The following is an 11,188-nucleotide window of genomic DNA, read 5'->3' on the forward strand; positions in this document are numbered from 1 at the left end:
GTTGCCGCGAGTATAGCGACAGCCAATATTGGCTCCATGCGAGGCCCGTGGCTCTTGACGATCGTGATGCTCGGGGCGGCCTGCTCGGCTCCCGAGCCCGCGCTGCCGGCGGCGCAGGCGCCGCCGCCCCGCCCCGCCCCTCGCGCCGACGGCGGCATGCCCGCGACCGGGCCCGGCAAGCGCTACAACGCCTGCGAGCGGATCTGGTGCCTGAGGCACGAAGCGAACTTCGCTCACGAGCACTACCTTCCGTCGCACGACGGCTGGGTGATCCACGACGAGGCCCTCGGGGACGTCTTCGTGCCGCGGGGCTGGGACAAGGGGCCCGGGTTCCCCGAGGCCGGTCGGGCCGCGCTGAACCTCTGCGGGGCGCACGTGCATCCCTGGACGCTGGGCTCGGCGGGGGCCTTCAAGAAGAGCGGGTTCAACCTCAGGCTGGAGTACTCCCGGGCGCACTTCGGGAAGTTCGGGACGCGATTCGAGCCCTGCTGCGTCGGCGGCCAGGCCTGGGCGTTCCTGCACAGCGCCGCGCCGCGTCAGTTCCGCTTCGCCGACCTCGAGCTGTACCGCAGCGGCACCGCTACGGGTTGGCAGCGCCCTCCCGTTTCGCGCTGAACAGGCTCCCCAGGAGCCCCTCGATCCCCTCGACCCGCCCTTCGATCACGAGCGTTGCGGGGTCGAGCCAGAACGGCTCCCGCTCGCGCACCACGCGCACGTCGTTGATCCGGGGGAACGCCGTGACCCAGGCCTCGAGCGCCTCGGCGGCGGCGTTCGCATCGGTCGGCGCGCTCGCGCACCGGACGGCGACGCGGAAGCGGACGACGTCGCGCGAGGCGATCTCGAAGGAGCCGGCGGCGATCGCGATGGGCGGCGCACCGTCGGGGGTCGAGAGCGCTCCGACCGGCCGCAGGTAGCCTCGGCCGTCCTCCCCGTCGATCGCCACCGCCGCGAGGAGGGTCGCGCTCTCGGCGGCGGCCTCGGGCTCGGCGCCGACGCGCCCGCCGGGATCGAGCGATCGCCGCAGCAGCGCGGCGTCGCGGGAGATCAGGACGCGATTCGAGACGACGGTCGCGGCGACGTTGTCCTCCTTCGGGCCGATCACGAGGAGGTCGACGCCGTCGACCGTCTCGCGCCGCGAGCCCTCGCCGCGCGACATCACCCATCCGACGAGTCGCATCGCCATGCGCGCCTTCCAGGCCCCCTGTCCGAGCGTCAGGCGCGTCAGCCACGGTCCCGCCGCATCCCCTTCCCCACGCCACCGGAGGTACTCCAGGCGGACGGGGAGGCTTCTCCGGACGTCCTCGCGTCGCATCCGCTGGAAGAACTCCGGCACCTTGAACGGAGACTGCGCGTCGCCCACGCGCTGCGCGCTCTCCTGGAACCCGGTCAGGAGGTCGACGACGGCGGGGTCGTCGGCCCGGAGGTCGACCGTGAACGCAGCCGATTCCCGCCCGTCGGCGAGCACCTCCTCGGGACGGGGCGGCCCCTCCCGACCGAGCCAGGAGACCGCGATCGCCACGACGACGATGGCGAGGACGATCAACGCCAGGCAGCCGAAGCCGCACCCGGCGATCCACCTCATCGCCGGATCGGCGGCCGGCGCGGCCGGTCTCTCCTCGAGAGCGCTCACGACCCCTCCGCCGCGGCGCGCAGCGCCGCCTCCGTGGGAAACGAGCCACCGCGTCCCTGCACGACGCGGCCGCGTCCTCCCCCCTTCGCGCCCATGAGCGCCCGGACCCGCTCCCCCGGCGCCGCCACGTCCTCGGGCCCCGTCGGTCCGGACTGCACGAGGAAGGCCGCCTCGCCGGAGGCTTCATCCCGCCCCGCGAGGACGACGACCGCATCCGGGCGCAGGGCGAGCGTCGCCTTCGCGAGGGTGCGGAGCCGATCCGGGCCGGCGTCCTCGATCGCGCGCACGAGCCAGCTCCCGGATCGGGAGGCCAGCGATTCGGCCTGCAGGGCGGCGAGCTCTCCCTCGAGGAGGCGGACGCGCTTCTCCAGGCGCTTGCGCTCCCCCTGCCAGCGATCGAGAACCTCCGCGAACGCCTCGGGTGCGGTTCCGATCCGCGCCTTCAGGGACTCCTCCACCGCGCGGGCGTCGCGGAGGGCGCGCGTCACGCGTCCCCCCGCGAGGAAGCGGATGCGCGAGCCCCCCCGCGCGGGGGTCGCGTCGAGCAGGTGCACGAGGCGGATCTCCCCCAGGCGTAAGACGTGGGTTCCCCCGCAGGTGTTGAGGTCGATTCCGGGGATCTCCACGAGGCGCACCGGTCCCGCGTGGCCGTCGGGGAGCCCGCGGGTGCGCACGGGCAGGGCGGCGAGCTCGGGAGGCGCGACCCAGCGGGTCTCGACGGGGAGGTCGCGACGGATCTCCGCCTCCACCTCGTCCTCGAAGGCACGCAGCCTTTCGGGGGAAGGCGGAGCCCCCTCGACCTCGATCGCGGTGTACCGCTCGCCGAGGTGGAACGAGGTGGTCGGAAGGCCGTGTCGATCCTGCAGGATCGCCGTGAGCAGATGCTGCGCCGTGTGCTGCTGGCGGTGATCGAGGCGCCGTTCCGCGTCCAGCAGGCAGCGGACCACCTCGCCCGCGTCCAACGACCGCTCCAGGAAATGGAGCACCCTCGGCCCGCGCGCCTGGACGTCGACGACGGCGACGCCGCCGATGGTCCCTCGGTCGGCGGGCTGGCCGCCCCCCTCGGGGTAGAAGATCGTTTCGGCCAGCCGGACCCAGAAGCGCCCGTCCTCGGTGCCGCGCTCGACGATCGTGGTCGTCGCCTCGCTCCGTCCAGGGTCCTCGAGGAAGATCTTCCGGTCGGTCACCGCACGACCACGAGGACGTCGCCCGCGCGCACCTCCGCCGCGTCGTCGGCGCGGACCTCGACGACCTCGGCCTCCTCGGGAAGTCCCGGCCCCCCGTAGGGGATCTGGCCGAAGGTCTTCATCACCTCGATGAGCCCGAGCGGCTGGCCGTTCCGCACGCGATCGCCCGCCTGGACGAACGGCCGGGCGCCGGGGGTCGGACGCCGGTAGAACACGCCGTCCGTCGGGGCGACGACGGCGTGATGGCCGGCCGGGAGCCCCGCGACGACCGTCCCGGTCGTCCGCCCTTCCTCCTCGAGCCCGGCCGCGTCGTCCGCGCGGAGAGGAGCGAGCTCGAACAGGGTCTGGCCGTATTCGACGGCGACGATGCGATCGCGGGGCATCGTCCCGCGCACGCGCCCCGCGGCGCCGTCCGGGAGGACGAGCCGGTAGCGGCGGTCGAGATGCTCGAGGAAACCGACGACGCTCCCCGCCCCGACGAGCGCGCCGGGGTGCGGATGGGCGCTCCAGCGCCCCAGGAGCGGCGCGCGCACGCGCCACCCCGCTTCCGCCGGCACGACCTCGACCGCGAGGATCGGTTCGTTCATCGCGCGAGGATCTTGAGGTCGTGCAGGGACCAGATGCGCGGATTCTTCACGCGCCGGTATCCGGTCGCCTGGTAGGCCATCTCCACCGCCGACTCGAGCCAGAGGCGCAGCTCCGAAGGCGCGACGATCTCGTCCACGTCCATCTGGGAGGCGGCCTTCACGGGGTCCATGTCCCCTTCGATGCGCTTCTCCACCGCCGACATCCCGCGCCGGATCTCGTCGGCCTCCTCGGGAGTCGAGGCCACGACGTTGAAGTCGTCGTCGAGCCTGGTGTTGTAGGCGCCGATCGCGAGCGTGCGCCCCTCCATCACCGCCAGGCGCGTGACCGGCGTCGCGAGCTGGAGAACCGGCTCGTACGGAAGCCCCGCCATCGCGTAATACCCGGCTCCGGAGGCCTTGCGGAGCAGGACCGTGAACATCGGGACGGTGTTCGAGGAGTTGGTGTAGATGAGGCTCGAGCCGTAGCCGAGCAGGCCCTGCGACTCCGCCTCGAGGCCGACGTCGAACCCCGCGATGTCCTGCAGCCAGACGAGCGGGATGCCGTCGTCGTTGCAGGCCCTGGAGAACTGCGCGATCTTCGCGATCCCCTCCCGATAGAGGATTCCGCCCGGGCGCTTCACGCCGCGGTGGACCGGGTGGTCGGTGAGGCCGGGGTTGTTCGCCACGATTCCGGCGTACAACCCGCCGATCCTGGCGACCCCGCAGATCATCTCGGGTCCCACGTGGGCGAGCGACTCGCCGAACAGCGAGTGATCGCACAGGCGCGCGAGGATCTGGCGCATGTCGTACCCCATGCGATGGTCCTCGGGGAACAACCCGTCGAGCTCGGCCGCGTCGAATCGCGGCGGCGCCGGCTCGGCGCCGTAGCGGTAGTAGTCGCACGCGGACGACGGGAGCTTGGCGATCTCGTCCCGTACGCGGCGCAACAGCACCTCGTCGTCGGGAACGCGCCAGTCGGCGCAGCGCGAGAGGTGGACGTGCACGTCGGGGCCGCCGATGTCCAGGGAGGTGAGCTTCTGCGACTTCGCCCCCTTGATCAGCGCGGCGCCGGCGATGACCATGTACGCCTGCTCGGTCATGTAGACGACGTCGCTGATGATCGGCATGTAGCCGCCGCCGGCGATGCAGTCGCCGTGGACCCCGGCGATCTGCGGCACCCCGGCAGCCGACAGGCGCGCGTTCATCTTGAAGATCGCGCCGGCCCCCGTCCGTCCCGGGAAGGTGCGGCCCTGCTCGGGGAGGTAGAGGCCGGAGCAATCGACGAGGTAGACGACCGGCAGCCGCAGCCGCAGCGCCATCTCCTGCGCGCGCTCGATCTTCTCCGGGGTGCGCGGCCACCACGATCCCGACGCGACGGTGTTGTCGTTGGCGATCGCCACGACCCAGCGTCCGTGCACGCGCACGAAGGCCGTGACGACCCCCGCGCCGGGGGACGTGCGCGCCTCCTCGCCGAACGTGCGTCCCCAGTTGACGAGCGTCCCGACGGGAAGGACCGGCGAATCCGGATCCTTGAGGCGGTCGATCCGGTCCCAGGTCGGGAGTTTCCCCTTCTCGCGCACCCGCGCGGCGTATTTGTCCCCCCACCCGGCGCGAACCGCCGCGCGCTTGGCGGCGAGATCGCCGGTCCGCGCCACCATCCGCTCCCGCTGGACGCGCCAGGCGTCGTCGGGAAGGAAACGCTCGCGCGCGTCGCCCACCGGCTCGAGCAGCACCTTGGCCATCAGCCTCGCCCCTCGCGCCCCAGGAATCCGATGTCGTAGTCCCCCGAGACGAACTCGGGGGCGTCGAGGATCCACCGCTGCAGCGGGATCGTCGTCTTCACCCCCTCGATCCTCAGGGTGTCGAGCGCCCGTTTCGCCCTCGCGATCGCCTCGGGCCGCGTGGGCGCGTGCACGATGAGCTTGCCGATCATGGAATCGTAGTGCGGCGGGATCTTCCATCCCGCGCGCACCGCGGAATCCCAGCGCACTCCCTCGCCCCTGGGGGGCTCGAAGGCGACGATCGTCCCCGGGTCGGGGCGGAACCCGGCGTCCGGGTCCTCCGCGTTGATCCGGAGCTCGAGCGCGTGCCCGGACAGGCGCACCTCGCCCTGGGTGAGACGCAGCGGCTCGAGGGCGGCGATGCGGATCTGCTCCTCGACGAGGTCGAGGCCGGAGATCATCTCGCTCACGGGGTGTTCGACCTGCAGGCGGGTGTTCATCTCCATGAAGAACAGCTCCCCGCCGGGGGTGCGAAGGAACTCCACCGTTCCCGCGTTGCGGTAGCCGAACGACGCCGCCGCGCGTGCGGTCGTCTCCCCCACCCGCGCCCGCGTGGCGTCGTCGATCGCCGGCGAGGGCGACTCCTCGACGAGCTTCTGGTGGTGGCGCTGCACCGAGCACTCGCGCTCGCCGACGTGGATCGCGTTGCCGAAGGCGTCGGCGAGCAGCTGGAACTCGACGTGCCGACCCCCTTCGAGGTACTTCTCGAGGTAGAGGGTCGCGTTCCCGAACGCCTTGTCGGCCTCGAGGGTCGCCTCCGCGAATCCGCGACGGAGCCCCGACTCGTCGTCGCAGCGGCGCATCCCCTTCCCACCCCCGCCGGCGCTCGCCTTCAGGAGCACGGGATAACCGATCTCCCCCGCGAGCCGGGCGGCCGCCTCGACGTCGGCGAGGGCGCCGGGCGAGCCGGGGATCGTGGGAACGCCCGCGGCCGCCATCGTGCGTTTCGCCTCCATCTTGTCGCCCATCCGTCGGATCGCCCCGGGGCCGGGACCGATGAAGGTGATCCCGTGCTGCTCGCAGCGGGCGGCGAAGCGCGCGTTCTCCGAGAGGAAGCCGTAGCCGGGGTGGACCGCGCGGCATTCGGTCTGCTCGGCGGCCTGCAGGACCGCGTCGGCGTCGAGATAGGAGCGATCGGCCCGCGCGGGGCCGATGCACACGGTCCGGTCGGCCGCCTCGAGCCACGGCGCGTCGCGGTCGGCCTCGGAGAACACCGCGACCGACTCGATTCCCATCGAGCGGCACGTGCGCAGGACGCGCAGGGCGATCTCGCCTCGATTGGCGACGAGAATGCGGCGGAACATGGGCGCGGAGTTTACACCGGCCGCTACAATTGCCGGCGCTCCCGAGGAGGACGTCATGCTCACGATCCCGGGCCTTTCCAAGCGCGGCGTCTCGATGCCCGCCTCGCCGATCCGGCGCCTGGCGCCCCTGGCGGTCGCGGCGCGCGCGGCCGGGCGCACCGTCTACAACCTCAACATCGGCCAGCCCGACGTCGCCAGCCCCCGCCCCATCCTGGATCGGATCCGCGGGTACGACGCGGCGTACGTCCCCTACGGCCCGTCGCAGGGTCTCCCGGAGCTCGTCGACGCGCTCAAGGAGTACTACCGCGGCGTCGGCGTCGACCTCGCGACCGAGGAGATCTTCGTCACGACCGCCGGGAGCGAGGCGTTGCTGTTCACCCTGGGCGCGGTGTGCGACCCCGGAGACGAGGTCCTCGTCTTCGAGCCGTTCTACACGAACTACAACGGGTTCGCGGCGATGATCGGGGTCGTGCCGGTGCCGGTCACCACGCTCGCCGAGGACGGCTACCACCTCCCCGACCGCGCCGCGATCGAGGCGAGGATCGGCCCGCGCACGCGCGCGATCGTCGTGTGCTCTCCGAACAACCCGACCGGAACCGTCTACCGCGACGACGAGATGGCGACGCTCGCGGCGATCTGCCGCGACCGCGGCCTGTTCCTCGTCGCGGACGAGGTCTACCGCGAGTTCGTCTACGACGGCTCGGGGCGCGCCCGGTCGGCGCTGACCCTGCCGGGGATGGAGCGCCACGTCGTCGTCGTCGACAGCGTCTCCAAGCGCTACTCGCTCTGCGGCGTGCGCGTGGGGAACATCGCAACGCGCAACCGCGAGGTCCTCGACGCGGCCCTCCGATTCGGACAGGCGCGCCTTTGCCCGCCGACCCTCGGCCAATACGCCTGCGTCGCGCTGACCGAGGTCCCCGAGAGCTACTTCGCCGCGGTGCGCGAGGAGTACCGCCGCCGGCGCGACGTCGTCTTCGACGCGTTGTCGGCGGTTCCGGGGGTGCTCGTCCGCCGTCCGGAGGGGGCGTTCTACCTTTGCGCCCGCATCCCGGTCGACGACGCGAACGCCTTCGCGGAGTTCCTCGTCCGCGACTTCCACCTCGACGGCGAGACCGTCCTCGTGGCTCCCGCGGACGGGTTCTACGCCACCCCCGGTCTCGGGCGGGACGAGGTCCGCATCGCCTACGTCCTCGAGGAAGCCAAGCTCCGCCGAGCGATGGCGGTCTTCACCGCGGCGCTGAAGGCGTACCGGCCGCCGCGCTGACGGCGGGATCGTTCGGAAAACGTCTCGCCGCCTCCTCGAGCGTCGCCCGGGCCGCGTCGACGCGCCCGTGCCCGAGCTGCCAGCGCGCCACCTTGAGCCACAACGCCCCCGCGTTCGCCGGCGCGAGCTCGAGCAGGCGTTTCCAGGCGCGTTCCGCGCCGTCGAGGTCCCCCGTTCGCTCGAGCGCTCCGGCGAGGCCGAACCAGGGGCGCGGATCGTCGGGGGCGCGTCGCGTCGCCTCGAGGAAGGCGGCGGCCGACTCGTCGTGCCGTCCCGCGTTCGAGGCGAGGATCCCCTTCTCGTTCCAGACCTTCGCGGTCCCCGGATAGGCGCGCAGGGAGGAGGCCACGAGCGCGTCCATCGAGCGCCACTCGAGGTCGCGCCGCACGGTCGGGACGGCGAGGGCGACGGCGATCGCCGCGAGGATCGTCGGCTTGCGCACGGCCCAGGCGGCCAGGCACGCCGCGCCCGCGAGCGGGAGCACCAGCCAGCGTTCGGCGAACAGCACCCCCGCCGGCGACACCACGTGCAGCGCCGGCAGCAGCGGGAAGGCGAACAGCGCCGCGCCGAGCCAGACCCTCGGATCCCGGAAGCGCCACGCGAGGATCGCGAGCGAGACGAGAATCGTCCCGCCCGCGAGCGCGGCGATCGTTCGAGGCACGTCGATCGTGCCGGTCGCGTAGAGGTGGTTCAACCCGAACGGGGCGACGACCAGGCGTGCGGCGAGCGCGAGGAGGTCCAGCGCCGCGGCGGCGCGCGCCCCGGTGCCCGCCCCGACGAGCGGGTTGTCGGTCGCCGCGATCATCGGGACGGCGCCGAGGCCGCCGAGGGTCGCGCTTCGCACCAACAGGTACGCCGCAAGGACCCCAAGGCACGCGCCCTGGAACCGGAGCGTGCGCCGTCCCTCCCCACGCGCCCACGCCAGGGCGATCAGGACGAACGCCCCTGAGACCGCGCTCTCCTTGCAGAGCATCGACGCACCGAGGAGCGCAAGCGCCAAGGCCCCACGCCCGCGCCCCTGCGCGAGCAACGCCGCGAGGAGGAGCGCCGCCGCGAGGAGGTCCGCGCGCCCCACCGCGCTCGCGACCGCTTCCGTCACCGCCGGGTGCCACGCGAACAGGGCCGCCGCCGCCGCCGCGGGAGGACGCCCGGTCCCGAGTTCCGCCAGCAGGGCGAAGAGGAGCGCCGCCGCCGCACCGAGGATCGCGAGATCCCCCGCGTGGTAGAGGGCGGGGGCGTTTCCCAGCGTTCTCGCCTGCGCCGCCCAGGTCAGGGTGACGAGCGGCCGCCAGGAGCCGCTCCACGGCGTCCCGGCGCGCGGTTCCAGCCCCCAGAAATCCCGCTCCCAGACCTGGGAGATCGGCAGGCGCTGCACGACCTCGTTTCCCGTGATCGCGATCGGGGCGTCGTGGAGGAGCGGGTTTCCGATCACGACGAGATGGGGAAGGACCGCCGCGAGCGCCACCCCGAGGATCCAGCGTCTCTCGACGCTCAAGCGAGGACCTCGTCGAGCGCGGCGAGCACGCGCGAGGGGTGCAGGTCCTTCATGCAGCGGTGGTGCCCGAGCGGGCACACCTGCGGTCCGTGACGGTCGCACGGGCGGCAGTCGAGGCCGGCGAGCTCGACGATCCGGTTCCGCTCGCCGAACGGCGTGTAGCCGAACGACGGGACGGTCGGCCCGAAGACCGCCACGACGGGCGTTCCGACCGCGGAGGCCACGTGCCCCGGGCCGCTGTCGTTGGTGACGAGCGCCCGAGAGCGGGCGAGAAGCGCCGTGAGCTCGGCGACGCCCGTCGTGCCGGCGAGGACGGGCGCCCCGCCGATCGCGTCGCACAGCGGCCGCTCTTCGGGGGATCCGACCAGCACCGGCTTGAGCCCCCGGGCGGGCGCGGCCTCGATCACCGCCCGGAACCCCTCGGGGGTCCAGCGCTTGGTTCCCCACACCGAGCCGGGCGCGACGGCGAGGACGCCGTCCGCCGGGGCCACGCCGTGCTCGAGGAGCAGCGCCTCCACGCGAGCCGCGGCGCCGGGGTCGATCGCAAGCTCGGGGGTCGGGTCGGCCGGTCCGTCGAACAGGGCGAGGTAGCGATGCACGGCGTGCCGATCGGCGTTCCACGCCACCTTCCTCGTGTACGCCCACCGTCCCGCCGCTCCGTCGAAACCCACGCGCTCGCGGGCCCCCGAAAGCCGGACGAGGACGCCGCTGCGGAACGAGCGTTGCGCCGCGATCGCCACGTCGAACCGCTCGCGCCGAAGCGCGAACCCCAGGCGAAGCGTCCCGGCGAGACCCTTCTCCCCCTTCTTCTTGTCGTAGGAGCGCAGGCGCGCGACGAACGGCGCACCGTCGAGGACGGCGCAGCCGAGCGGCGTGGCGACCACGCTCACCTCGGCGCCGGTTCCGTGGAGGGCACGCAGGAGCGGCGTCGTCAACACGACGTCGCCGAGAAACGCCGTTTGGACCACGAGCGTGCGGCGCATCGGCTCAGGGCTGGCGCCGGGCGCGCTCGATCCCGATCGCGGCCGCGAGGAGCGGGACGTTGATCTCGTGGTGCCCCGTCAGCCCGAAGGCACGACCCTTTCCGAGCGTGGGCCGGCGCAGGACGTTTTCGTCGGTGCGGTAGTGCCGGATCATGTCGAGGTTGGCGGTCGCGAAACCCGACACGTCGTGACCGAGGTTCTCCGCGACGCTGAGCGCCTTCAGGAAGACCTCGGGGAGCTGCACCGCCGAGCCGAGGTTGATCCACACGCCTCCCGAGAGGCGCGAGACCACGGTGACGAGGCGACGGAAGTCGGTGAAGGTCGCCGAGCCGATCGCGGCGCCGTCGGCGGAAGGGTGCTGATGCACGATGTCCGAGCCGATCGCGACGTGGACCGTGGCCGGGATCGAGAGCTCGTGCGCCCGCGCGAGCAGGCTCGCGCCGCGGTGGGGAAGCCCGGCGTCGCAGATCCGCCGTCCGAGCGCCGCCCCGAGCCCCTCGCCGCGCGCCGCCGCCTCCTTCGCCGCCTCGTTCAGCGCGAGCCCCGTCTCCGCGGCCATGCCGAATCGCCCCTGGTGCAGCACCGCCGCCACGTCCTCGGAGGTCTCGCCGATCGCGGCGATCTCCCAGTCGTGGATCGCTCCCGCCCCGTTGAGGGCGAGGGCGGTGACCACGCGATCCTCCATCAGCCGGATCAGCACGGGCGCGATCCCGACCTTGACGACGTGCGCGCCCATGGCGACGACGACCTCGCGCCCCGCGGCGCGGGCGTCGACGATCGCCGAGGCCAGCTCGCGCAGCGTCCGGCCCGCGAGGATGTTCGGCAGGCCGTCCACGAACTCGTCGAGCGAATCGACGGGGTCCACGGGCTTGCCGAAGTCCTCGAGCTTCACCTTGTTGGAGCGCTCGGCGAGCGGATGGGTTCGGACGCGCGAAAGGTCGGCGGGAGGCGTGCGGTCGTCCATGAGCGCGGATGTTA

The 11,188-nt window shown here is 72.9% G+C and carries 10 protein-coding genes; 2 read left to right on the forward strand and 8 right to left on the reverse strand.

The window, feature by feature from the left end; genetic code table 11:
* The first annotated feature begins 36 nt into the window (after positions 1-36).
* Positions 37-615, forward strand: coding sequence for a hypothetical protein (locus tag VF139_14445; GenBank protein ID HEX6852592.1), 579 nt, complete (start codon positions 37-39; stop codon positions 613-615).
* Here VF139_14445 and VF139_14450 read toward each other — a convergent pair.
* The 5 genes from VF139_14450 to accC are packed head-to-tail and all read right to left on the reverse strand — an operon-like array spanning position 581 to position 6,468.
* Positions 581-1,630: a hypothetical protein gene (locus tag VF139_14450; GenBank protein ID HEX6852593.1), complete on the reverse strand. Its 1,050-nt coding sequence runs from the start codon at positions 1,628-1,630 to the stop codon at positions 581-583. The genes VF139_14445 and VF139_14450 overlap by 35 nt on opposite strands.
* Positions 1,627-2,817 carry an alanyl-tRNA editing protein gene (locus VF139_14455; protein HEX6852594.1) on the reverse strand — a complete coding sequence of 397 codons (1,191 nt, stop codon included), beginning with the start codon at positions 2,815-2,817 and terminating at the stop codon, positions 1,627-1,629. The genes VF139_14450 and VF139_14455 overlap by 4 nt, the downstream gene beginning before the upstream one ends.
* On the reverse strand, positions 2,814-3,404 hold the full coding sequence (locus tag VF139_14460; GenBank protein HEX6852595.1) for a biotin/lipoyl-containing protein: 591 nt from the start codon (positions 3,402-3,404) through the stop codon (positions 2,814-2,816). The genes VF139_14455 and VF139_14460 overlap by 4 nt, the downstream gene beginning before the upstream one ends.
* Positions 3,401-5,125 (reverse strand): carboxyl transferase domain-containing protein, encoded by a 1,725-nt coding sequence (locus VF139_14465; protein ID HEX6852596.1) that lies wholly within the window; start codon positions 5,123-5,125, stop codon positions 3,401-3,403. The genes VF139_14460 and VF139_14465 overlap by 4 nt, the downstream gene beginning before the upstream one ends.
* On the reverse strand, positions 5,125-6,468 hold the full coding sequence (gene accC, locus VF139_14470; protein ID HEX6852597.1) for an acetyl-CoA carboxylase biotin carboxylase subunit: 1,344 nt from the start codon (positions 6,466-6,468) through the stop codon (positions 5,125-5,127). The genes VF139_14465 and accC overlap by 1 nt, the downstream gene beginning before the upstream one ends.
* A gap of 55 nt (positions 6,469-6,523) precedes the next feature.
* On the opposite strand from accC, the gene VF139_14475 reads away from it, so the two are divergent.
* A complete protein-coding gene (locus tag VF139_14475) occupies positions 6,524-7,732 on the forward strand; it encodes a pyridoxal phosphate-dependent aminotransferase (protein HEX6852598.1) in 1,209 nt (402 codons plus the stop codon).
* On the opposite strand, the gene VF139_14480 is transcribed toward VF139_14475, so the two are convergent.
* From VF139_14480 to VF139_14490, 3 genes are all read right to left on the reverse strand, one after another.
* Complete coding sequence (locus VF139_14480) at positions 7,695-9,227, reverse strand: tetratricopeptide repeat protein (GenBank protein HEX6852599.1); 1,533 nt, start codon at positions 9,225-9,227, stop codon at positions 7,695-7,697. The two genes, VF139_14475 and VF139_14480, sit on opposite strands and share 38 nt — an antisense overlap.
* A complete protein-coding gene (gene waaF / locus VF139_14485) occupies positions 9,224-10,210 on the reverse strand; it encodes a lipopolysaccharide heptosyltransferase II (GenBank protein HEX6852600.1) in 987 nt (328 codons plus the stop codon). The genes VF139_14480 and waaF overlap by 4 nt, the downstream gene beginning before the upstream one ends.
* Before the next feature lie 4 nt (positions 10,211-10,214).
* A partial coding sequence (locus VF139_14490) for a hypothetical protein (protein HEX6852601.1) occupies positions 10,215-11,188 on the reverse strand: 974 nt, incomplete at its 5' end.

The organism is Candidatus Polarisedimenticolaceae bacterium, from assembly GCA_036376135.1.
GTDB lineage: Bacteria > Acidobacteriota > Polarisedimenticolia > Polarisedimenticolales > DASRJG01 > DASVAW01.

Coding starts and splice junctions, on each gene's coding strand:
- accC (HEX6852597.1), bottom strand. CDS start 6,468: ATGTTCCGCCGCATTCTCGTCGCCAATCGAGGCGAGATCGCCCTGCGC.
- VF139_14475 (HEX6852598.1), top strand. CDS start 6,524: ATGCTCACGATCCCGGGCCTTTCCAAGCGCGGCGTCTCGATGCCCGCC.
- VF139_14460 (HEX6852595.1), bottom strand. CDS start 3,404: ATGAACGAACCGATCCTCGCGGTCGAGGTCGTGCCGGCGGAAGCGGGG.
- waaF (HEX6852600.1), bottom strand. CDS start 10,210: ATGCGCCGCACGCTCGTGGTCCAAACGGCGTTTCTCGGCGACGTCGTG.
- VF139_14465 (HEX6852596.1), bottom strand. CDS start 5,125: ATGGCCAAGGTGCTGCTCGAGCCGGTGGGCGACGCGCGCGAGCGTTTC.
- VF139_14445 (HEX6852592.1), top strand. CDS start 37: ATGCGAGGCCCGTGGCTCTTGACGATCGTGATGCTCGGGGCGGCCTGC.